We start from the raw sequence: 22,373 nt of genomic DNA on the forward strand, positions 1-22,373 counted from the left end.
TCCTGCATGAATTTCCGGAAACGGTCCATTCTATATGCACAAGGAGGTGACAACGACATGGCTAACAACAACAGCGGCAACTCAAACCAACTCCTAGTTCCAGGGGTACAACAAGCGCTTGACCAAATGAAAAACGAAATCGCAGCTGAATTTGGTGTAAACCTTGGACCAGACTCCACATCGCGTGCCAACGGTTCCGTCGGCGGAGAAATTACTAAGCGATTAGTGCGTCAAGCCCAACAACAAATGAAGGGTTTCCAACAATAATAACGAATGCATGAAAGCTGTCCCGGATTTCCGGGGCAGTTTTTCTTTTATTACACATCAGTCTTGACTTCGAGTAGAAAGTTTATTCAAAATTCCTGCAAGAAAAATGAATATGTTTTGAACTTTCAACAATACGTTTGTATAATTAATTCATAAGGGGGAGATCAGTTTGAATCGTGATGAATTACTTGCACCGGAAATTTATAACCTCGTTTCTGAATTCGAACGGTACGCTACGAGTAAAGGAAAGCGTGCATTGATTTATGTCAATTCAGATGGACAAGAAAAGGAAATTACATACGATCAGCTAATGGCTTCTGCGAATAAAGCCGCAAACGTATTTATCGAAAACGGGTTGGGTAAAGGGGATGTCATTCTTGTCATGGTTCCCCGTACAATTGATGCGTACGTGACATATATCGGAGCGTTGAAAGCTGGGATTGTTGTCATCCCAAGCTCTGAAATGCTTCGTTCCTCCGATATCGAGTATCGGTTGGAGCATAGTCAAGCGAAAGCCATAGTCGCCTACGATGCGTTTATGGATCAGTTCGAAGCTGTGAAAAACCTACAAGGCGTCCAATTGTTTGTAATCGGCGAAGCGGGCGACGGCCATAAATCATTAACTCGTCTGATGGACTCTGCTTCATCTACATTCGACGCACCATCGACAAAAAGTTCGGATATCGCGTTTTTATCTTATACATCGGGCACGACAGGAAAGCCGAAAGGGGTCGTCCATACACATGGATGGGCTTACGCACATTTACGGACTGCAGGACCGAACTGGCTTGGCATCGAGGAAGGAGACGTCGTATGGGCGACTGCTGCACCAGGATGGCAAAAATGGATTTGGTCTCCTTTCCTTTCCGTGCTGGGCAGCGGTGCGACAGGACTTGTTTATGACGGAAAATTCGATGTGAAAACTTATTTGGATCTAATAAAAAAATATGCCGTGAACGTGCTATGCTGTACGCCTACGGAATACCGGTTCATGGCAAAAGCTGAAAATTTACAGGACTATAACCTATCCTCACTTCGCAGCGCCGTATCTGCAGGTGAGCCGCTAAACAGGGAAGTAATCGATATTTTTGAGAAGATATTCAATCTTGCGGTCAGGGATGGGTATGGACAAACGGAAAATACACTACTCGTCGGAACGATGATAGGGATGGAAGCAAGGCCGGGCTCAATGGGGAAACCTACACCAGGGAACCAGGTTGATATTATCGATGAGGATGGGAAGCCGGTTTCTGCAGGAGAGGTGGGCGATATTGCCGTCCACATTTCAACGCCTGCTCTCTTCAAAGAGTATTTAAATGACCCTGAAAGGACAAAAATGCAATTTAGGGGCGAATACTATGTGACAGGGGACCGGGCGAAACTCGATGAAGATGGATACTTCTGGTTCGAAGGGCGGGGCGATGATATTATTATCAGCTCAGGTTATACGATCGGACCCTTTGAGGTTGAAGATGCATTGACGAAGCATCCGGCAGTACGTGAATGTGCAGTTGTCGGCAGTCCGGATGAAGTGCGGGGCAGCATCGTTAAAGCGTTCGTCGTATTGCGTAATCCCGAAATGGAGCATCATGAACATCTCGTGCAAGAATTGCAGGAACATGTGAAGACATTGACGGCTCCTTATAAGTATCCACGCAAAATTGAATTCGTGGAAGAATTGCCGAAGACCGCCTCGGGTAAAATCATGCGAGTCGAATTGAGGAAGTTAGAGAAGAATAAATGAACGCCTTAGACCGTCCTATGCCCGAATGGCTTGGACGGTTTTTCCTTCGCGGGTTTACGAATGGTTTTGAAAGGACTATAATTGTCCTATTCGAAAGGAGGGTGCCTGAATGCAGTCTGAAAAAAGTGGTATCCTATGGGTCGTCGGAGCCTTTCTCATTTGGGGATTCATGCCGATTTACTGGAAGCATCTTGAACATGTGCAAAGTGATGAAATTCTAACAGGGCGGATCATGTGGGCATTCGTTTCAACAGTCCTTGTAGTCTTGCTTATGAAAAATGGCAAACAGCTTTTTTATGACATACGGGAGCTGTGGAAAAGCCAGTCCCAATTTTGGGGTCTATTCATCGCAACCGTGTTAATCACGGCAAATTGGTTTACCTACATATGGGCGGTCAATCATAATTACATCGTGCAAACGAGTCTTGGTTATTATATTAATCCTCTAGTATCCGTTTTACTTGGCATCTTCTTCCTGAAGGAGAAGCTTTCTTCCTCACAGAAGATTGCTTTCCTGCTTGCCTTTACGGGAGTCATTATTTTAACAGTTTCATACGGAAGATTTCCGTGGATCGCTTTAAGTCTTGCAATTACTTTCGCTGTTTACGGATTCATTAAGAAAAACATCAAATTGGATGCCCTTCGTGGATTGGCGATTGAGACATTATTCATTACGCCTTTCGCAGTTGGCTATTACATCTATCTATTCATAAAAGGGCAAGCCGTCTTTTTACACGGAGATACTAAAACGGATATCCTCCTCATCCTTACAGGCATCGCAACTGCACTTCCGCTTGTCATGTATGCGAAAGGAGTGCGGATGATTCCATTGTATGTCGCGGGGTTCATTCAATATATCGCGCCTACTATGATGTTGTTCCTCGGTGTAGTTGTCTACAAGGAATCGTTTGGTGGAATTGAAATGCTATCATTTTCTTTAATATGGGCAGCGCTTATCCTTTTCACGGTTTCAAAGGTTTATGAATCAGTTTTGACAAAACGGAGCGCTCATGAATCTTCCAAGTAAAATGAAACATTTGTGAGGATTGAAACGTATACAATGATGCAAGAAAGAAGGGGGAATTACATAATGGCGATGAAAAGATGGATCGCAATCATCGTAGCTGCGGTGCTTATCTTCATTTCAATAGGCATCAACTCACTTTCATATTTATTCACGAGGGATTTCAGTGGTTTCATGGAGGAATTGGCAGCAGGCAAAACAGGTTATAGCGAAGTGGTCATTGAACAAGGAAAAGGACGAGATCGAATTGCCGTCCTTACATTGGATGGGGTCATACAGGACGTCGGAAGCTCCTTGTTCGCAGCGGGCGGTTACAACCACCAGGTATTCATGTCGCAGCTTCATGATATTTTGAACGATCAGACGGTCAAGGGTGTTGTCCTATCAGTGAACACGCCAGGCGGCGGAGTCGTAGAATCATCGGATATTTATGATGCCATCAGGGCAATCCAAACCGAAAGGGAAATTCCTGTTTACGTAGCAATGGGTGGACTGGCCGCGTCAGGAGGCTATTATGTATCCGCACCAGCTGAAAAAATATTCGTACACCCAGAAACGATTACCGGATCTATCGGAGTCATCATGGAGAGCGTCAATTACGCTAAGCTTGCCGAAAAGTATGGGATTGATTTTAATACGATTAAAACAGGGCCTTACAAAGATATCATGAGCGGCTCCCGTGAAATGACTGAAGAAGAGCATAATATGCTTCAGGAAATGATCAATGATTCGTACGAGCGGTTTGTGTCGATTGTTGCAGAGGGCCGCGATATGTCGACGGAACAAGTGAAGAAAGTGGCGGATGGTCGCATCATGAACGGCAGACAGGCGATCGAATCTGGCCTTGCTGATGATTACGGCAAAATGGGCGATGTCATCGATGCATTGAAAGCTGATTATAAGCTGGAAAATGCAACGGTCTTTGAATACGCGCCGATGGATAGCTTAGGCTCCATTTTCGGAGTGAAGGTCGGAAATCTATTCGGACGCAATATTGAGTCGGAACTGATTGGGAAATTGCTTTCCGATTACGATGCACCACGGATGATGTACTTATATGGAGAAAAATAAGGAGGGATAGGCATGACGGATCATATTGAAGATAATCAGTCGATGAGGGACATTCCCAAGCCGAATCGCCTCCCTGAATATGAAATTGTCCGAACAGAGCGCTTTATACCGAAGTTTGCCGGTTTTTGGACACGTTTTTGGGCATATGTCATTGACTTGCTGATCGTTTCATCGATAAGTGGAATATTCATTAAACCGGTATTCAGGGTATTGGATATTAAAATTTCCAATCCTTCATTTCTTTTATTCAGCCCATACAAAGTGACACTCCTCATTCTGTTCCTAGGCTATTTCGCACTCATGACGAAGGTTGCCGGTCAGACAGTCGGGAAAATGATTTTAGGAATTAAAGTCGTCAGACAAGATGGGGGAGAGCTGACTTGGGGCACGATTCTTTTCAGGGAAGTGATTGGCCGCTTCATTTCAAAGCTTCTTACAATCCCTTATCTGCTCGTTGTCTTCATGCCGAAAAAGGAGTCCTTGCACGACCTTTTTGCTGACACGTACGTTATCCATGAACAATCATTTGAAAGGGAAGTCATTGAGACGAGACAGGAGCGCAAGGGTGAAGAGTTGCATGCCGGAACAATTGTTTAGTAGAATGAACTGAAATGATAAGGAGGCGTCTTCATGGTAAATGTCACTTTTAAACAAAATCCGGTTACATTGCTCGGAAAAGAAGTAACAGTAGGCGACAAAGCTCCAGATTTCACAGTTCTATCCAATGATTTACAACCGGTCACGCTGAATGATTCGAAAGGGAAAATTCGCTTGATAAGCGTTGTCCCATCCATCGATACTGGTGTTTGCTCAGAGCAAACTCGTAAATTCAGCCAAGAAGCGACTTCGCTAGGAGATAATGTGGAAGTGCTCACGATTTCTGTCGACCTTCCTTTTGCACAAGCAAGATGGGGTGCAACAGAAGGGATCAGCAACGTCCAGACATTATCGGACCACCGGGACCTTTCATTCGGGGAAGCATACGGGGTCGTCATGAAAGAGCTTCGGCTATTGGCGCGTTCCATCTTCGTTGTCGACAAGGATGATACAGTCACTTACGTTGAGTATGTCATGGAAGGTACAGACCATCCTAATTATGAAAAAGCGATTGCAGCAGTAAACGAACTGACGAAATAACTAGCTGGCCCACTCGGCAACGGGTGGGCCACATTACCGTTATAAATGATTTGAATTTCGGATTAGAGGGATATGATATGGTGACGAATACAGAACAGATTTTTACATTTTTAAATGATTACACAGAATCAAAAAAAGAGGATCTTTATTTGGAGGCAGTGATTGAGGCTTGTAATGAGTGGCTTACAGGCGAAACAATGCCTCGTTTGACCCCTTCTGTTTCAAAAGAGGAAATCCGAAGAGGAATTCAGCTCGCTGTCCTCAAGGGGATGAAAGAGCAAGCTCAGCCAAATCATCAAATGACACCGGATGCAATCGGCATGCTCATCGGTCATTTCGCAAACAAACTGATGCAGCACAAGAATGAAACAACTTTACTTGATCCGGCAGCTGGAACTGGCAATTTACTGTTCACCGTCATGAATACACTAGGTGATAAAGTTACCGCGACATCTGTGGAAATCGATGAACTGCTCGTCAGATTGTCCGCTGTTACTGCAGACCTTCTAGAACAGCCAGTTCGATTTTTCATCCAGGATGCATTGCGGCCATTGCTTGTCGACCCTGTTGACTTGGTCGTTTGTGATCTTCCAGTCGGCTATTATCCTGATGATGACAATGCGCTCAACTTTGAAATGATGCCTGCGGAAGGCCATGCATTCGCCCATCATCTATTCATTGAACAGTCGATGAACCATTTAAAAGAAGGCGGATATGCAATATTCCTGACGCCGGCATCCCTTTTTGAATCGGACCAATCAGAGGCACTTCACCGCTATTTGAAAAAGAATGCTGTCATTCGGGCAGTCCTCCAACTTCCGGCTACCTTATTCCGCAGCGCTGCACACGAGAAAAGCATCTTCATCCTCCAGAAGCCGTACGCTGAAATGAAAGCCAAGCCGGATGTACTGCTGACAAAAGTGCCGAATATGTCGGAAAAACTAGCGATGTCCCGCTTCCTTGAGCAAATTGATGACTGGATAGGAAAAGAAGCATAAATTCTTGTCAAATGAACCTCTTCCAATCCCTCCGTGGATTGGAAGAGGTTTTTTGCATCATATTCAAGAAGTTGAAGAATCGAATTTGGTATGTGATTTTATCCCTTTCCTGCATACTTTAGTGAAAATAAGGGAAGGTATTTATTCAAGAAGTAATTATAATTCGTCTGTATGACAAGTTTCTACGATAGTCCCAAAAAATATAGAAATGGTGATGAATAGGATGGGTGTACATCAATATTTTAAAAGCTTATCTGATCTAGAACAAATTATCCGTTGTCCAGGGAAATTCAAATATCAGCAGCATTCCGTCGCCAGTCATTCATTTAAGGTGGCAAAGATTGCTCAATTTCTAGGAACAGTCGAAGAGGAATGTGGGCAGAAAGTGGATTGGAGACTCCTATATGAAAAAGCATTAAACCATGATTACGCGGAACTTTTTACTGGGGATATAAAGACGCCTGTAAAATATGCCTCTCAAGAGTTGAAGCAGCTATTCAGTGAAGTGGAGGAAGAAATGACTAGGAAGTTTGTAGAAAGGGAAATTCCACCAGAGTTTCAAGCCATTTATTTGGAACGATTTAAAGAAGGTAAAGATGAGACATTGGAGGGGCGTATTTTATCAGTTGCTGATAAAGTCGATTTGCTCTATGAGGCATTCGGTGAGATTCAAAAGGCAAATCCGGAGCCGTTGTTTTTAGAGATATACGAAGAAGCATTGAGGACGATACTGCTGTTTCAAGATATGAATTGTGTGAAATACTTCCTGGGGCATATTCTTACCGATATGCTCAATGAACGATTCACTGAACACGACGAGTTAACCGGCATTGCAATGCAGATAATCGAAGAGAATGGAAGTTAAAAGACATACATATATCGCGCCGTGGATTGATCTGCAGATGGTTTGATATTATAAAAACCTGCCCATTTTGCCGGGCAGGTTTTTCTTTTTCATATCAATCTTCTTCAGGAGTACGCACAACAAGCACGTCACAAGCTGATGTGCGGACAATGTTTTCGGAAACGCTGCCAATGAGGAAACGTTCCACTTTGTTCAAACCAGTTGCGCCGCAAATGATAAGGTCAGCCCCAAGCTTCTTGGTTAAGTCACGGGAAATCATCGTTTTCGGAGAACCGTACTCAACGTGGATGTTTACGTTGCTCAAACCAAGGGCCTCCGCCTCTTGCTTGTATTCCGTTAGCAGCTCTTCTGCAAATTTGTGGGCACGTTCTGATATGGATCGATCATATGCTTCCACTGCCGCATATGAACGAGTATCGATGATGTTCACCAAGTTCAAGGAGGCGTTATTACGTTGCGCAATGCCCATCGCTTTTTTGAATGCCCATCCGGATTCTTTCGATCCATCGACGGCTACGATAATTTGATTGTATTTCAATACCATTCCAATCACTCCATCCTGTAGATTTATGTTTACATTTACTAACTTCGATGAAAATACGGAAAAACCTTTCTTTTTCAATGAAATCAAAATGGAACTGCTGGATTTGGCGGAAATGTGGCAGTGTCTATCATCATATTCCCTCTCCTATATAAGAAAAACATGATGAAAAAGCTCGGTAATTTCTTAAATGAAAGGAAGTAATTGAAAAATCCTAAATCTGAAAATTTATTTATAATCAATATAGAGAGCAAATTTGTATAATTTCTGATAGAATTGACATTACATTGGCCGTGTCGAATTGTCGAACTTTGGCCAACTAACTTTCTTATATTTAGGAGGATCAGAAATGCGTATTGGGATTCCAAAAGAAGTGAAGAATAACGAAAATCGGGTGGCAATGACACCTGCAGGGGCGTACAACTTAAAGTCTGCAGGCCATGAAGTATTGATTGAAACTGGTGCTGGTCTAGGTTCCAGCTTCACAGACGAAGATTATATCGAAGCGGGTGCCACGATCGTATCTACTGCTAAAGAAGCATGGGATGCAGATATGGTCATGAAAGTAAAAGAACCGCTAGCTTCCGAGTATGGTTATTTCCGTGAAGGGCTAATCTTATTCACATATTTACACCTTGCCCCTGAATTGGAATTGACGAAAGCTATGCTTGATAGCAAAGTAGTAGGCATCGCCTATGAAACTGTACAAGTGAACAATTCTTTGCCGTTGCTAGCTCCGATGAGCGAAGTTGCTGGCCGTATGGCGACACAAATCGGCGCGCAGTATCTTGAAAAGATCAACGGAGGAAAAGGAATCCTTCTATCAGGAGTCCCAGGCGTTTCACGCGGAAAAGTCACAGTGATCGGCGGCGGACAGGCGGGTACGAACGCTGCAAAAATCGCTGTAGGCATGGGTGCGAAGGTGACTGTGCTAGATTTGTCTGTTGACCGTCTTCGCCAATTGGATGAAATGTTCGGAGATAGCATTCAAACGCTTGTTTCCAATCCATTTAATATCGCTGAATCGGTTAAGGATTCTGATCTCGTCATCGGCTGCGTATTGATTCCAGGTGCTAAAGCGCCGAAATTGGTTTCTGAAGAGATGGTAAAATCGATGAAGCCGGGCTCGGTTTTAGTTGACATTGCAATCGATCAAGGCGGAATCTTCGAAACATCCGACCGCGTAACAACACATGATAATCCTACTTATGAGAAGCACGGTGTTGTACACTATGCGGTTGCGAACATGCCAGGCGCTGTTCCACGCACTTCTACAATGGCATTGACGAACGTAACAGTTCCATATGCATTGCAAATTGCAAACAAAGGCTACAAGCAAGCGTGCTTGGATAATGCTGCATTGCAAAAAGGGATTAACACATTGGAAGGCCATGTAACATATAGAGCTGTTGCAGACGCGCAAGGCTTGGAGTATGTTCCTGTAGAAACGCTACTAAGCAAATAATAAAACATGCTGTCCGAAATCACTCGGACAGCATGTTTTCAATTTCAAGGCTGGATGATCTGAAGTTCTTTCGGGAATTTCGTAAGCACTTCTACACCATCAGACGTGACAACTACATCATCTTCAATTCGAACGCCCGTTATTTCCGGATGGTAAATACCTGGTTCGACAGTGAAGACCATTCCTTCTTCCAGCTCCATATCATTCGTGCCTGTGATTGAAGGGAATTCATGGACGGAAATACCGAGCCCATGTCCGAGACGATGTGTGAAGTACTCGCCGTAGCCTGCTTCGGTAATGACATCCCGTGCGGCTTTATCCAAATCGCGTGCTTTTACGCCTGGACGGATCAAGTCGATCGCTGCCTGTTCCGCTTTTTTGACAGTTTCATAAATTTCAAGCTGTTTGTCGGAAGGTTCGCCAAAAGCGACTGTCCTTGTAATATCCGAACAATATCCTTCGTATACGACACCTAGGTCGAACAGGATGAAATCACCTTTCTGGATTTTCCGGTCTCCCGGTGTTCCGTGTGGAGAAGCGGTTTTCGGTCCTGATAACACCATCGTATCAAATGCCATCTTCTCCGCGCCTTGTTTCTTCATCTCAAATTCAATTGCCATAAGGATTTCAAGCTCGGTTTTGCCTTCAGCAATTTCCTTGCAGCCAACCTCGACGGCATAATCGGCCAATGCTGCTGCCTTGCGCATTTTTTCAAGCTCATCCTCGCTTTTGATGTTTCTCATCTTGTTCAATTGCTCATCGAGACGCGGGAATGCAGCACCTTCGAAAAGCTCTTCCATACGCTCCAACCGTTCCACAGTTAAATGTGATTTTTCAATTGCGATGTTATTTAGAGTTACTCCTCTTTTTTGTGCTGTGGAAGCAAGCACTTCCCAAGCATCTTCCGTATCCTCATGTCCAATCGCTTCAAATGTCCATCCAGACGCCTTTAAGTCAGGAACTTCCATTAGAGGACAGATGACGAATGGTTCAGCTTCCTTGAAAATCATGACACCTAATAGCCTTTCATGCGGTTCGCTGCGGAACCCGGAAACATAAAAAACATTGTCCGGAGTAGTAATGAAAGCAGCATCTACATCGTTTTTTTGCAAATAATCTTTAATTTCGTTAATCTTATCCAAACCTATCCCTCCTATATGAACATAATTAATCATACCAAAAAGAAGGGTTTTCCGGTTAAATAACGAAGTGTATATATGTATGAACATATTTGGAGGGATTTGCAAATGAAAATTTCTTATCACGGACATTCAGTCGTGAAAATTGAGACTGAAGGGAAGACATTATTATTTGATCCGTTCATCACTGGAAATGAATTGACGGATTTGGATGCTTCCGAACAGACTCCCGATGTGATTCTGCTAACTCACGGTCATAACGATCATGTCGGGGATACATTTGAAATAGCGAAGCGATGCAACCCGCTTATTGTTGCGCCGAATGAACTGGCGGTCTATATAGGTTGGCAAAACCTAAATGCTCACGGAATGAACATCGGAGGTTCCCATACTTTCGATTTCGGAACTGTGAAATATACGCAAGCGTTCCATAGTTCTTCCTATACGACCGATCAAAACGAAATCGTCTATACAGGCATGCCTGCTGGGATTTTGTTCACCGCCGAAGGGAAGACGATCTACCATGCAGGGGACACGTCTCTGTTTGGGGACATGGCTTTAATCGGTAAGCGCCACTCCATCGACGTAGCATTTTTGCCCATTGGTGATAATTTCACGATGGGTCCGGAAGATGCTGCAGCAGCAGTCGAATTGCTGAATCCGAAGCTTGTCGTACCTATCCATTACGACACTTTCCCGCCAATCAGGCAAAACCCGCAAACGTTCAAGGATCTTGTCACTTCCCATGAAGTGAAGATCATGAAGGCTGGGGATACATTCGAACTCTAAAACAGAGACCGATCCGGACATCAATTGCACCGGATCGGTTTTTCATTATGAAAGAATGAAATATATATGCCCGTGTCTTCCTGTAATCACTATTCATTCCTATCTATGTTAAAATGGAAGCAGGTAAAAAGAGAAAAAGGTGAAAAGATGTCGACAAAACATGAGCTGATATTACGCTATATCGAAGGGTTGGCAGTCGGCGAAAAGATTTCAGTCCGCCAAGTTGCCAAAGCCCTTTCCGTCAGTGAAGGAACGGCATACCGGGCGATAAAAGAAGCTGAAAACCAAAAGCTCGTCAATACGATCGAACGTGTTGGCACGATTCGCATTGAAAAGAAGAAGAAAGAGAATATTGAAAGGCTGACATTTGCTGAAGTCGTTAACATTGTTGACGGTGTCGTTCTCGGAGGACGGGATGGACTTCATAAAACATTAACGAAATTCGTTATCGGTGCAATGCAGCTTGATGATATGAAGCGGTACATAGATGCAGGCAGCTTATTGATAGTAGGAAACAGGCTTAAAGCGCATGAGCTAGCATTAAGTGCAGGGGCTGCAGTGCTTGTCACTGGAGGGTTTGATGTTGCCGATGAAGCGAAAAAACTGGCAAATGAACTGAACTTGCCGATCATTTCATCCAGCTACGACACTTTCACAGTTGCTACGATGTTGAACCGGGCGATTTACGACCAATTGATTGAAAAGGAAATTCTTCTTGTGGAAGATATACTGACGCCACTCTCCGAAACGATCACTTTTTCGCCAAAGGACAGTGTAGCCCATTTCAATGAAGTGAACCAGAAAACGGCGCACTCGGGATATCCGGTCATAGATCGTAACGGGAAACTGATTGGAATCGTCACTTCCCGCGATGCTGTTGGAAAGCTTGGTACCGAGCTGATTGAGAAAGTGATGACCCACAACCCGATCACGGCAAATGGCAAAACGAGCGTAGCTTCCGCAGGGCATAGCATGATATGGGAAGGCATTGATTTGATGCCTGTTGTGAGCGACAGCGGAATTCTAGAAGGTATCATTAGCCGCCAAGATGTGTTGAAAGCATTTCAAATGACACAAAGACAACCTCAACAGGGCGAAAAAATCGATGATATCGTCAAGAGTCAAATGAAAGCCGTATCCGATCAGCCGCTAAATGTTGAATTCACGGTCGTTCCTCAAATGACAAACCAATTGGGCTCACTTTCATATGGAGCGATGACGACATTGTTGACAGACGTCGGAAACCGTGCAATTAAAATGCGCAAACGGGGAGAAAGTGTTCCTGAAAACATGACAATCTACTTCATAAAGCATGTCCAGCTCGGAAACACAGTAATTGTAGAACCACGAATCCTCCATATGAGCCGGAGATTTGTCAAAGTGGATTTCGAACTTTTCTCTGATTCGGAACTTATCGCTAAAGCGATGGTCATGTATCAATTATTCGAAAGGTAATAGTAGGAATGAAAAAACTGATGCGGCGGTCGCATCAGTTTTCATTCAGCCTTGTCTCTTCGTCTATAAATTGTTTATAATGCTTTGCAGCTTTCGTATTATAAATAATGATATATGCGCCTAGCACGATGAAAAGACTAGAAACGACGTACGTTGCAACACCTTGGAAAAGAAGAAGCTGGTTTATTCCGAAGAAGAAAAGTAGTCCGCCTAGAAATGTTCCAGCCTTGCTTGCGAAATATTTCTTCCGGATCGGAAATATTTGACTCGTTCGGAATTGACGTGTTTTAAAATAAAAATAGTAGACGCCAGACGCAATGATAAGAAAGACAAGTAAGAAATTGAGAGTTTTCATAAAAGAGCCTCCAGTAAATAACTTCTTTCATTGTAGCGGCTTTTTTTAGTAAATGCGAACAGAAATCATTAATAACCGGAGGAATCGCAAATTGAAAAGACAAATCATCGACACAATTGAACAATATGAAACAATCATCATTCACCGTCATGTGCGGCCCGATCCGGATGCGTACGGTTCGCAAGTTGGCTTGAAGGAATTGATAACAACCAATTATCCTGAAAAAAAAGTGTATGCAGCAGGCACACATGATGACATGCTCACTTATTTGGCGACTCAGGATGAAATCACACCTGACGATTATAAAAATGCACTTGTCATCGTTACCGATACAGGCAACACGGAGCGGATCGACTCGGAATTTTATGAGAATGCCGATTTTCTAATAAAGATTGATCACCATCCGAATGTTGACCCATATGGAGATATGAGATGGGTGGATACCGATGCAAGCTCCACTTCTGAAATGATTTATCTCCTATTTAAGGAAGGGGAAGAGCATTACGGATGGAAGATGTCGGATGCATGCGCCCGTTTGCTATTTGCGGGAATTGTGGGAGATACGGGCCGCTTCCTTTTTCCGAGTGCAACTGTGAGGACGTTTGAAATTGCAAGCGGTTTGATCAAATATGATTTCGATCGGACGAAGCTTTTTGCGGAAATGTATGAAGAAGACCGTAGATTGCTTCATTTGAAAGGCTATATATATCAACAATTCACGATTGATGAAAACGGGGCTGCTTTCATTAAAATCGATAAGTCGATTTTGAAGAAGTTTGACGTAACTGCGAGTGAAACTTCCCAACTGGTCGGAGCCCTTGGAGATGTAAAAGGGATTTGCGCATGGGTTATTTTTGTCGAGGAAGATGATCAGATCCGTGTCCGTTTCCGTTCGAAGCGGCCAGTTATCAATCAACTCGCTGCTGAATATGACGGAGGAGGACATCCGCTAGCATCAGGAGCTTCTATTTATTCATGGGAAAAATCGGATGAGATCATTGCCAAATTGAAAGAATTATGTGCAGTGAAGTAACGGTTCGGAGGGATTTTCATTGGTACTTGTCTATCCACAAATTGTGACCGGCGCCGATTTGCTGCGCGGCATTATAAAACTTGATCAGCTAGCCCCGCTTCTGCAAAGGAGAGGGGCTAGATCCGTTGGAATCGTCAATTCAAAGATGTATGGCGTCCGTTCATTTTGCAAAGTGATGGAGAAGTACGGCATCCAACCGGTCATCGGGCTATCAATCCAGTTGGAGCTTGAGGACGGATCTGATGTCTTGCTCTATGCGTATGCAAAAGATGACAGAGGTTATAGTAATCTTCTTAAAATGAGCAGTGCAATCTCCATTAGGGAACCGGAGACGCTACCGTTAAAATGGCTGCAAGCTTATAGCGAAGGTTGTGTCTTCATTTGTCCAATGACCGATCCCTCATGGAATGAAAAACGGGAAATGGAAACAATCCAGACCATCTTGAAAGCCTGCCCGACTGTCTATATTGGCATTTCCCGTCCAGGCGGCGTAAAGCACCATGCCGAAGATGAAATCATGATGACAGCTGAAAAGACGGAAACGACCATTATCGCCTATCATGAATCAAGATATATTGCAAAAGAAGATGCATTCGCTTTTGAAGTAGCGACTGCGATCAGGTCTGGATATAAGCTGAATGATCCTTCCCGGCCGAAAATGGAAGTCTATGATGCTCATGTGCCTGAAGAGAGCGAGATGTTGCAATGGTTTTCCGATTGTCCGGAATGGATTGAAAACATGGCTGAAATCATGTTGTCATGCAATGCAAAATTACCTCCTAGCCGCACGTTGATGCCTGCTTTTCCAGTTCCAGAAGGAGACACTGCGGCTTCTTTGCTGAAGAAAAATTGCGAGGAAGGATTGATCCGCCGGCTAGGAGCCGTCAGCCCGACTTATTATGAGCGACTGGGGACGGAGCTTACGGTCATCGAAAACATGGGCTTTTCCGATTATTTCCTCATCGTGGAGGATTTCATGCGATTCGCAAAGGAAAATGGCATATTGACAGGGCCCGGACGGGGTTCCTCAGCCGGCTCCCTCGTCGCTTATTCCCTTGGAATCACGGATGTCGATCCGATTAAATACGGACTCATTTTTGAGCGTTTCCTCAACCCCGGAAGAATTACGATGCCTGATATCGATATCGATTTTGCGGACAACCGCCGTTCTGAAGTGATTGAATATGTTGCGAAAAAATACGGAAAAGCGCACGTCGCCCAAATTATTACGTTCGGTACACTATCATCCAAATCCGTCGCGCGGAACGTCGCCCGCGTATTCGACTTCTCCAATGAAGAAATGTCTTTCTTGTCCAAGCAGATCCAAGATGGGCATAGCAAAAGGCTGGAAGAGTCTGTGAACAAGTCAAAAGCGCTTCAAGACTGGATTGCGATGGATCCTGTCCGTGCCAAATGGTTTCAAGCAGCGAAAACATTGGAAGGCTTGCCGAGAAATGCTTCCACTCATGCCGCGGGCGTCATCCTATCTCCCATGCCGTTAGTAGAAACAGTACCGCTTCAAAGTGGCGGAGACGATATTTACTTGACGCAATGGGCGATGGGGGATGTAGAAGAAATCGGTTTACTGAAAATGGATTTCCTCGGATTGCGCAATTTGACGTTAATGGATCGTATTCGCTCGATGATTCAATACGATACAGGGAAGACAATGCAGTTCGAAGGCATTCCTTTACATGACGCAAAGACTTTCGACCTTTTTAAGAAGGGCGACATGACAGGGATTTTTCAATTCGAGTCGGACGGTATGAGAGACGCATTACGACTTATCAAACCTGACGAATTTAGTGATCTTTACGCCATAAACGCATTATACCGCCCAGGTCCGATGGAAAATATCCCGCTATATAGCCGAAGGAAAAACAATAAGGAAAAGATCGATTATTTGCATCCGCACCTAGAGCCGATCCTCCGGGAAACCGAAGGCATCATCGTATACCAGGAGCAGATCATGCAAATTGCCGTTCAGATTGCAGGGTTTTCGATGGCGGAGGCGGATCTGTTAAGAAGGGCTGTAAGTAAAAAAAATCGTGAAGTGCTTAGGCAGGAGAGGGAGCATTTTGTTAGAAACGCTGTCCAGCATAATTTCCCTGAGCGTGCCGCAAGTGAAATATATGATTTGATCGTTAAATTCGCGGACTATGGTTTTCCGAAAAGCCATGCGGTTGCATACTCATTGATTTCCTACCAATTGGCATACGTCAAGGCGAATGCCCCGGTCTATTTTTATGCTGCATTACTCTCGATGGCTACTGGAAATCAAGATAAAACAATGGAGTATATCCATGAAATCAGAGGGAAGGGCATTGAAATCCTCCCTCCGTCCATTCAAAAAAGCAAATACTCCCATGTCGTCGAGAATGGTTCAATCCGCATCGGTTTAGGGGCGATTAAAGGTGTGACACCTTCTTTTTATAATCTCGTGAAAGAAGCAAGGACGCCTGAAGGATGGAAGACGCTCTTCGACTTTTCGGCTGCACTTGGTGGAACGCATTTTACCGAAAAAACGATTATTCCGCTAATAAAAGCAGGAGCACTCGATGAATTTGGAGAAGATCGGTCCGTCTTACTTGCATCGATTGAAGCTGCCCGTAATCATGCCCAATTCGTCAGCCCGGACGGAGACGACTTGCTCCACGATATCATTTATTCGGTAGCGAAGCCGAAGTATTCGCCAGGAGGTTCGATGCCACGATTTGCGATGCTTGAATACGAACGGGAAATGCTAGGTTTCTACCTATCCGAACATCCAGCGCTGGAAATGAAAAAGACGTTGGAGGAACAAGTGGTGGACCTTGTAGCTGTCCCCGATGTAAAAGAACGGACGATGCTAAAAGTCGCGGGAATGATAAGGGAAGTCAAACGGATCCGTACAAAAAAAGGTGAGGCGATGGCTTTCCTTACCCTACAAGACGAAACAGGAGAACTATCGTGCACAATCTTCCCAAGACAGTACGCCGCCATCAACATTCATATACAAGAGCTTGCAATGGTGCAAATTACGGGAACGATGGAAAAACGCAACGGCCAAACACAACTGATCGTCCAACAGATTAAGAGGGTTTAAAGAGACAAAAAGAGACATGTAAATTCTTGTCTCTTCAGACTGTAGACAAACACCCTGAATTTTCGGGCTTGCCTACAGTCTCTTTTCTTTTAAATAGAGATATAGCTAACAGTGTTGATTTACGCTGCGAGCGGACGCTTTCCGCGGGCACGGCTTCAGCCGCTTCCCTCGCTGCGCTCAGTCCAGGGTCTTCAGCTCGTGCTGTTCCCGCAGGAGTCGCCGCTCTCCGCTCCAATCAACGGAGTGCCCTACTAACCGAATGAGGTGATGGATATGATGACGAAGAATCAAATTAATGAACGTGAACAGTTAGAGATGCTAACCGTAGAGCAGTTGGTTCCTCATGGCCATCTGGTGCGCAAACTGGATGCTTCCCTTGATTTTTCCTTCATCTATCCATTAGTTGAAGATCTGTATTCAACCATTGGACGACCAAGCATAGATCCTGTCGTACTCATTAAGATGACATTCATTCAGTATACCCTCGGCATCCGCTCCATGCGCCAGACAATCAAGGAAATTGAAACAAACGTAGCCTATCGCTGGTTCCTAGGCTTCGGCTTTCATACTGAGGTTCCACACTTCTCCACATTCGGGGAAAACTATTTCCGTCGATTTGCAGACACCGATCTGTTTGAGCAGATCTTCTATAAAGTCCTAAACGAGGTGGCAAACCGAGGGCCCCTCAGCCCGGAACATGTCTTTATTGATTCGACCCATGTGAAAGCGAGCGCGAATAAGAGAAAGTTTGAAAAGAAGATAGTGCGTAAAGAGACGCGGGCGTAAGAGAAAAAGCTCCAGGAGGAACTCAACCTGGATCGTGAAAAGAATGGAAAAAAGCCGTTCCCACTGGACAAGCTTGAAAAGGAAGAGTACAAGGAAATCAAGGAGTCGACAACAGATCCGGAAAGTGGTTATTACGTTAAAGATGAACGGTCAAAGTAATTTGCCTATTCTTTTCACGCTGCCAAGGACGAAAAGGGGTTTGTGCTTGCAAACATCGTACACCAGGGAATCTCTACGACAGCACTATGCTCGAACCGTTAGTCCAGAAGATCATCGACCAGGTAGGACGTCCAGTCGTCGTTGCCGCCGATGCAGCCTACAAAACCCCAGCCATTGCAATTTTCTTTTAGAGAATCACGTGCTCCCTGCACTTCCATGCAAACGACCAATGACGAAGGAACCTACCGAACGACAACGAAGTAAGGGTATCGTCAGTATGCATCGACGCCTTCTATTTGTGCCTCGTGTCCGGTGATTGGCCAATGCACGCAAAGTAAGAATCAACAAAAGATGATTCAAAGGCATATCTGGCAGGACTATTTGGATGTAGCTGAGGACTTGCGACACAACCATGAGAAATATATGGAAAACGCAAAGAGATGATTGAGCGCGTCTTTGCTGCCATAAATTTGAAGAAGCTGGCCAGTTGGACGTGGAGAGCGGCGGCTATGGAGGATGAAATGATACCCCTGTCTTAAAGGATTTCCAGTTGATTGGAGTGCAGGGCGGCGACTCCTGGGGGATTAGCGCAGCGTGAAGACCCCGCAGGAGCGAAACGACGAGGAGGCTGAGGGCAAGCCCCCCGGAAAGCGTCCGCCCGGAACGGAAATCAACGTTATTTCAGTCTACTGACAGTTAAAATGTACATGTTTAGACAAAAGGGTTGGAAATCTATGATTTCCAACCCTTTTGTCTACAGTCTGAAGAGACATGTAGATTCATGTCTCTTTTTGTCTTTTCATCATTAATTCCAAGAAATCTCTTTACGATGCCATCACTTTTCTGTATGCTATAACAAGAAGTGGTCAGACCACTCGGATTACGATATTCCAAGAGGGGCGGCCGTATGCAAAATACAAAACCATCATCTAAGATGTTTCTTGACATCGTTGACGAACTTAGGCTGATGATCAAGGCGGAAGGCATCAAAGCGGGTGACAAAATACCATCTGAACGTGTTTTGGCGGAACGTCTGCAAGTGGGCAGATCCACAGTTCGGGAAGCACTGAGAAGCCTTGAGCTGCTCGGCCTGATTGAAACCCGCCGCGGCGAAGGGACGTACCTTGCAGATTTCAAAAAGCACCAACTCGTTGAAGTGCTTTCAACATTCGTCATGCAACAGCCTAAATCCGCATTGGATGTGACAGATACACGCATCATACATGAAAAAGCGGCAATTCAAACGATCTGCGGCGACGAACAGAAGCGTAACTTGCCTGTCTGGGAAGGGCTCCTTATAAAGCTTGATGAAGACGGCGAAGTTCTTCGAGAAGATATAATGCGGGAAATGATCGTTGCGACAGATAACCGATTATCATTGAAAATTTGGTTTATACTGAAACAATATAGCAAGGTTCCGTACGAGTTGATGACGGAAGGTATTGAAAATGACATTGTGAGATCATTGCTAAAGCATTTGATCGAAGGAAACGTCAGTGAAGCAATAAATGCCTATGACCAGTGGATTGAACATATCGAGGGGGAAGACAAAGAATGATCCGTGAATTTTTTACGAAAAAAAAGCAAGCGATAACGATACCTTCGGCAGATGCGAAAAATGATGTGCCGGAAGGGTTAATGACAAAATGTCCAGAATGTAAACAAATCATCTTGACAAAAGATTTGATGAAAAATGCAAAAGTTTGTCCGAAATGCGATCACCATTTCAAAATGACGGCATGGGAGCGTATTGATTGTCTTTTTGATGAAGATACATTCAAATCGATGGACGACCATTTAGTGTCGGAAAACCCGTTGAAATTCCCATCCTATACAGAGAAAATCGCATCCGATTCTAAAAAGACCGGATTGAATGAAGCTGTTCTTACTGGCATCGGGAAAATCGGAGGAAATGAAGTTGCAGTCGCAATTATGGACTCCCATTTCCGCATGGGTTCAATGGGGTCGGTCGTCGGCGAGAAAATCACCCGGGCAGTTGAAGCTGCCACGGAAAAGGGCATTCCCGTCATTATCTTCTCTGCGAGCGGCGGTGCTCGAATGCAAGAAGGTGTCCTTTCATTAATGCAAATGGCAAAAACAAGTGTTGCGTTGAAACGCCATGCCGAAAAAGGGCTGCTGTTCATTTCCGTCATGACCTATCCTACAACAGGTGGCGTGTCCGCTAGCTTTGCGTCCGTAGGAGATATTAATATAGCTGAACCGAGAGCCCTGATTGGCTTTGCGGGAAGACGGGTAATCGAGCAGACCGTCCGGGAAAAGCTGCCGGACAATTTCCAAACTGCCGAATTCCTATTGGACCATGGACAAGTCGATGCAGTCATCCATCGTCATGATTTGACGGAAGCCCTTGCAAAATTGGTCGGGCTGCATGTAAGGGAGGAAAAATAAGATGAGCAAGACGTTGGCATTCGAAGAACCGATAGTGAAACTTCGTGAAAAGATCAATGAACTCGAAGAATTCACTTCTACGAACGAAGTCGACCTTTCCGAGGAAATCGGTAAGTTGAAAACGAGATTAAGCAATTTGGAAACGGAAATATATAACAATATGGAGCCGTGGGATCGAGTGCAGGTGGCGAGACACCCCGAACGTCCGACGACGAGAGACTATGTTGCTGAACTATTTGAGGATTTCATGGAGCTTCATGGCGATCGCTCTTTTGGGGACGATGCGGCAATCATTGGTGGAATTGGCTCCTTCGAATCGATGCCAGTGACTGTGATCGGGCATCAGCGAGGGAAAGACACAAAGGAAAATGTAAAACGCAACTTTGGAATGCCCCATCCGGAAGGGTATAGAAAAGCATTGCGGTTAATGAAGCAGGCTGAAAAGTTCGGCCGCCCAATCATTTGCTTCATCGATACGAAAGGCGCTTATCCGGGGAAAGCTGCAGAAGAGCGTGGGCAAAGTGAAGCGATTGCCCGCAATCTAATTGAAATGGCGGGATTGAAAGTGCCGGTCATTTCAATCGTTATTGGAGAAGGCGGTAGTGGGGGCGCGCTCGCATTAGGAGTCGCCAATCACATCCATATGTTGGAGCATTCGACATACTCCGTCATCTCACCCGAAGGTGCAGCGTCAATTCTTTGGAAGGATGCAAGCCTATCCAAACAGGCGGCGGAGGCGATGAAAATCACTGCTCCACATCTGAAGGAAATGGGAATCATCGATGAGATCATTCCAGAAGTGCTTGGCGGCGCACATCGTGATCCGAAAGCGCAGGCTGTGGAAATGAGAAAAGTGTTGAAATCTTCATTGGACTTGCTCTGTGAAATGGATGCAAATGAAATCATAGAAGACCGTTATAATAAGTTTCGTAATATCGGTGTATTTTCAGAATGATGAGGTGCGGGTTTACCCCGCATCTTTTCGTTGCTTAAGAAACTATAAATTCTAGAAAGAAATGATTTGCAATACATAGTGAACTAAACCGAAGGGGTGATCCATTTGAAAAAGATCGGTGTTTTGACAAGTGGGGGAGATGCACCCGGCATGAATGCAGCTGTCCGTGCAGTTGTGCGTAAAGCGATTCATGACGGATTTGAAATTGCTGGTGTTTTCAATGGTTATCAAGGACTCATCCAAGGAAAGATTGAATTGTTACAGCTCGGTTCTGTCGGTGACATCATCCAACGGGGAGGAACAATGCTCAGATCCGCTCGTTCTCCGGAGTTCATGACTGAGGAAGGGCGTAAAGAAGCGGTCCGACAGCTGAAGGCGCATCATATTGATGGCCTCGTCGTCATTGGAGGCGATGGATCATTCCGGGGTGCGTTCGAATTGGTGAAAATGGGGATTCCATGTGTTTGTGTTCCTGCGACAATCGACAATGATATAAATGGCACGGAATTCACGATCGGTTTCGATTCGGCACTGAATACAGTCATTGATGCAATCGATAAGATCCGGGATACCGCAACATCGCATGAACGCACTTTCATCATCGAAGTGATGGGACGAGATGCCGGTGATCTGGCACTTTGGGCAGGTCTGGCAGGTGGTGCTGAAACAATTCTCATACCTGAAGAGGGCTATGATATGGATGAAATCATTCGTCGATTGAAAAGCGGAACGGGCCGTGGGAAGAAACATAGTATCATCGTCGTTGCAGAAGGTGTGATGTCTGGGTCGGCCTTGGCAGATTTATTGAAGGAGAAAGCGGGAATCGAAACACGGGTTTCCGTCCTCGGACATATCCAGCGTGGTGGCTCGCCATCAGCTCGTGACCGGGTCATTGCTAGCCAATATGGCGCAAGGGCTGTCGAAGTGTTGAGCGAAGGTCGTGGCGGCGTAGCTATTGGTATGCAAAACCATAAGGTGGTAGACTATGATTTAGAAGTGGTATTTGCACCAACAGACCATACTTTGGATATGGAGCTGTATAAGTTATCCAAAGAATTGTCGATTTGATATAACTACTATATATGACGAGTACAAT

Annotated in this window: 21 protein-coding genes and 1 pseudogene; 18 read left to right on the forward strand and 4 right to left on the reverse strand. The window is 44.8% G+C overall.

Features of this window, described 5'->3' with window-relative positions; genetic code table 11:
• Positions 1-57 precede the first annotated feature (57 nt).
• The 8 genes from NIT04_RS05630 to NIT04_RS05665 all read left to right on the forward strand — a co-directional run bounded on the left by NIT04_RS05630 (position 58) and on the right by NIT04_RS05665 (position 7,106).
• Positions 58-267, forward strand: coding sequence for an alpha/beta-type small acid-soluble spore protein (locus NIT04_RS05630; RefSeq protein WP_252502615.1), 210 nt, complete (start codon positions 58-60; stop codon positions 265-267).
• A gap of 169 nt (positions 268-436) precedes the next feature.
• Positions 437-2,011, forward strand: coding sequence for an acyl-CoA synthetase MbcS (mbcS, locus tag NIT04_RS05635; RefSeq protein WP_252502616.1), 1,575 nt, complete (start codon positions 437-439; stop codon positions 2,009-2,011).
• A 109-nt stretch (positions 2,012-2,120) separates the two neighbouring features.
• Positions 2,121-3,038: an EamA family transporter RarD gene (gene rarD / locus NIT04_RS05640; protein WP_252502617.1), complete on the forward strand. Its 918-nt coding sequence runs from the start codon at positions 2,121-2,123 to the stop codon at positions 3,036-3,038.
• 63 nt (positions 3,039-3,101) lie between these two features.
• Positions 3,102-4,106 (forward strand): signal peptide peptidase SppA, encoded by a 1,005-nt coding sequence (gene sppA / locus NIT04_RS05645; protein WP_252502618.1) that lies wholly within the window; start codon positions 3,102-3,104, stop codon positions 4,104-4,106.
• 12 nt (positions 4,107-4,118) lie between these two features.
• Positions 4,119-4,703 carry an RDD family protein gene (locus NIT04_RS05650; RefSeq protein ID WP_252502619.1) on the forward strand — a complete coding sequence of 195 codons (585 nt, stop codon included), beginning with the start codon at positions 4,119-4,121 and terminating at the stop codon, positions 4,701-4,703.
• Positions 4,704-4,736: 33 nt separating this feature from the next.
• Positions 4,737-5,243 carry a thiol peroxidase gene (gene tpx, locus NIT04_RS05655; protein WP_252502620.1) on the forward strand — a complete coding sequence of 169 codons (507 nt, stop codon included), beginning with the start codon at positions 4,737-4,739 and terminating at the stop codon, positions 5,241-5,243.
• A 77-nt stretch (positions 5,244-5,320) separates the two neighbouring features.
• Positions 5,321-6,241 (forward strand): class I SAM-dependent methyltransferase, encoded by a 921-nt coding sequence (locus tag NIT04_RS05660; RefSeq protein ID WP_252502621.1) that lies wholly within the window; start codon positions 5,321-5,323, stop codon positions 6,239-6,241.
• A gap of 223 nt (positions 6,242-6,464) precedes the next feature.
• The gene (locus NIT04_RS05665; protein WP_252502622.1) at positions 6,465-7,106 is read left to right on the forward strand and encodes an HD domain-containing protein; all 642 of its coding nucleotides are present in this window, start codon (positions 6,465-6,467) and stop codon (positions 7,104-7,106) included.
• A gap of 94 nt (positions 7,107-7,200) precedes the next feature.
• On the opposite strand, the gene NIT04_RS05670 is transcribed toward NIT04_RS05665, so the two are convergent.
• Entirely contained in the window at positions 7,201-7,650 is a 450-nt protein-coding gene (locus tag NIT04_RS05670) for a universal stress protein (RefSeq protein WP_252502623.1), read from the reverse strand.
• A gap of 346 nt (positions 7,651-7,996) precedes the next feature.
• Between NIT04_RS05670 and ald the strand changes: the two genes are divergently transcribed.
• Complete coding sequence (gene ald, locus NIT04_RS05675) at positions 7,997-9,112, forward strand: alanine dehydrogenase (protein ID WP_252502624.1); 1,116 nt, start codon at positions 7,997-7,999, stop codon at positions 9,110-9,112.
• A 44-nt stretch (positions 9,113-9,156) separates the two neighbouring features.
• On the opposite strand, the gene NIT04_RS05680 is transcribed toward ald, so the two are convergent.
• The gene (locus tag NIT04_RS05680) at positions 9,157-10,254 is read right to left on the reverse strand and encodes a Xaa-Pro peptidase family protein (RefSeq protein ID WP_252502625.1); all 1,098 of its coding nucleotides are present in this window, start codon (positions 10,252-10,254) and stop codon (positions 9,157-9,159) included.
• 105 nt (positions 10,255-10,359) lie between these two features.
• On the opposite strand from NIT04_RS05680, the gene NIT04_RS05685 reads away from it, so the two are divergent.
• Together NIT04_RS05685 and NIT04_RS05690 are read left to right on the forward strand one after the other, a co-directional pair.
• Positions 10,360-11,040, forward strand: a complete 681-nt coding sequence (locus tag NIT04_RS05685) for a metal-dependent hydrolase (RefSeq protein ID WP_252502626.1) — start codon at positions 10,360-10,362, stop codon at positions 11,038-11,040.
• A 147-nt stretch (positions 11,041-11,187) separates the two neighbouring features.
• Positions 11,188-12,495 (forward strand): DRTGG domain-containing protein, encoded by a 1,308-nt coding sequence (locus tag NIT04_RS05690; RefSeq protein WP_252502627.1) that lies wholly within the window; start codon positions 11,188-11,190, stop codon positions 12,493-12,495.
• 34 nt (positions 12,496-12,529) lie between these two features.
• Here NIT04_RS05690 and NIT04_RS05695 read toward each other — a convergent pair whose 3' ends face one another.
• Positions 12,530-12,850, reverse strand: coding sequence for a YtpI family protein (locus NIT04_RS05695; protein ID WP_252502628.1), 321 nt, complete (start codon positions 12,848-12,850; stop codon positions 12,530-12,532).
• A gap of 91 nt (positions 12,851-12,941) precedes the next feature.
• Between NIT04_RS05695 and NIT04_RS05700 the strand changes: the two genes are divergently transcribed.
• Both NIT04_RS05700 and dnaE read left to right on the forward strand, forming a co-directional pair.
• Positions 12,942-13,883 carry a bifunctional oligoribonuclease/PAP phosphatase NrnA gene (locus NIT04_RS05700; RefSeq protein ID WP_252502629.1) on the forward strand — a complete coding sequence of 314 codons (942 nt, stop codon included), beginning with the start codon at positions 12,942-12,944 and terminating at the stop codon, positions 13,881-13,883.
• Positions 13,884-13,902: 19 nt separating this feature from the next.
• Complete coding sequence (gene dnaE, locus NIT04_RS05705; protein ID WP_252502630.1) at positions 13,903-16,968, forward strand: DNA polymerase III subunit alpha; 3,066 nt, start codon at positions 13,903-13,905, stop codon at positions 16,966-16,968.
• Positions 16,969-17,002: 34 nt separating this feature from the next.
• Here the strand turns inward: dnaE and NIT04_RS05710 are convergent, their stop codons facing one another.
• Positions 17,003-17,203 carry a hypothetical protein gene (locus NIT04_RS05710; protein ID WP_252502631.1) on the reverse strand — a complete coding sequence of 67 codons (201 nt, stop codon included), beginning with the start codon at positions 17,201-17,203 and terminating at the stop codon, positions 17,003-17,005.
• Between the two features lie 38 nt (positions 17,204-17,241).
• Here NIT04_RS05710 and NIT04_RS05715 point away from each other — a divergent pair.
• The 5 genes and pseudogenes from NIT04_RS05715 to pfkA all read left to right on the forward strand — a co-directional run bounded on the left by NIT04_RS05715 (position 17,242) and on the right by pfkA (position 22,345).
• Positions 17,242-18,452: pseudogene (locus NIT04_RS05715) on the forward strand (IS1182 family transposase).
• 368 nt (positions 18,453-18,820) lie between these two features.
• Positions 18,821-19,471: a FadR/GntR family transcriptional regulator gene (locus NIT04_RS05720; RefSeq protein WP_252502632.1), complete on the forward strand. Its 651-nt coding sequence runs from the start codon at positions 18,821-18,823 to the stop codon at positions 19,469-19,471.
• Positions 19,468-20,322, forward strand: a complete 855-nt coding sequence (accD, locus tag NIT04_RS05725; protein ID WP_252502633.1) for an acetyl-CoA carboxylase, carboxyltransferase subunit beta — start codon at positions 19,468-19,470, stop codon at positions 20,320-20,322. The genes NIT04_RS05720 and accD overlap by 4 nt, the downstream gene beginning before the upstream one ends.
• Position 20,323: 1 nt before the next feature.
• Positions 20,324-21,277 carry an acetyl-CoA carboxylase carboxyltransferase subunit alpha gene (locus NIT04_RS05730; protein WP_252502634.1) on the forward strand — a complete coding sequence of 318 codons (954 nt, stop codon included), beginning with the start codon at positions 20,324-20,326 and terminating at the stop codon, positions 21,275-21,277.
• Between the two features lie 105 nt (positions 21,278-21,382).
• Positions 21,383-22,345, forward strand: a complete 963-nt coding sequence (pfkA, locus tag NIT04_RS05735) for a 6-phosphofructokinase (protein WP_252502635.1) — start codon at positions 21,383-21,385, stop codon at positions 22,343-22,345.
• Positions 22,346-22,373 lie beyond the last annotated feature (28 nt).

The organism is Sporosarcina sp. Marseille-Q4943 (assembly GCF_943736995.1).
Taxonomy (GTDB): Bacteria; Bacillota; Bacilli; order Bacillales_A; family Planococcaceae; genus Sporosarcina.

Coding starts and splice junctions, on each gene's coding strand:
- NIT04_RS05630 (WP_252502615.1), top strand. CDS start 58: ATGGCTAACAACAACAGCGGCAACTCAAACCAACTCCTAGTTCCAGGG.
- rarD (WP_252502617.1), top strand. CDS start 2,121: ATGCAGTCTGAAAAAAGTGGTATCCTATGGGTCGTCGGAGCCTTTCTC.
- sppA (WP_252502618.1), top strand. CDS start 3,102: ATGGCGATGAAAAGATGGATCGCAATCATCGTAGCTGCGGTGCTTATC.
- NIT04_RS05650 (WP_252502619.1), top strand. CDS start 4,119: ATGACGGATCATATTGAAGATAATCAGTCGATGAGGGACATTCCCAAG.
- tpx (WP_252502620.1), top strand. CDS start 4,737: ATGGTAAATGTCACTTTTAAACAAAATCCGGTTACATTGCTCGGAAAA.
- NIT04_RS05660 (WP_252502621.1), top strand. CDS start 5,321: ATGGTGACGAATACAGAACAGATTTTTACATTTTTAAATGATTACACA.
- NIT04_RS05665 (WP_252502622.1), top strand. CDS start 6,465: ATGGGTGTACATCAATATTTTAAAAGCTTATCTGATCTAGAACAAATT.
- NIT04_RS05670 (WP_252502623.1), bottom strand. CDS start 7,650: ATGGTATTGAAATACAATCAAATTATCGTAGCCGTCGATGGATCGAAA.
- ald (WP_252502624.1), top strand. CDS start 7,997: ATGCGTATTGGGATTCCAAAAGAAGTGAAGAATAACGAAAATCGGGTG.
- NIT04_RS05685 (WP_252502626.1), top strand. CDS start 10,360: ATGAAAATTTCTTATCACGGACATTCAGTCGTGAAAATTGAGACTGAA.
- NIT04_RS05690 (WP_252502627.1), top strand. CDS start 11,188: ATGTCGACAAAACATGAGCTGATATTACGCTATATCGAAGGGTTGGCA.
- NIT04_RS05695 (WP_252502628.1), bottom strand. CDS start 12,850: ATGAAAACTCTCAATTTCTTACTTGTCTTTCTTATCATTGCGTCTGGC.
- NIT04_RS05720 (WP_252502632.1), top strand. CDS start 18,821: ATGCAAAATACAAAACCATCATCTAAGATGTTTCTTGACATCGTTGAC.
- accD (WP_252502633.1), top strand. CDS start 19,468: ATGATCCGTGAATTTTTTACGAAAAAAAAGCAAGCGATAACGATACCT.
- NIT04_RS05730 (WP_252502634.1), top strand. CDS start 20,324: ATGAGCAAGACGTTGGCATTCGAAGAACCGATAGTGAAACTTCGTGAA.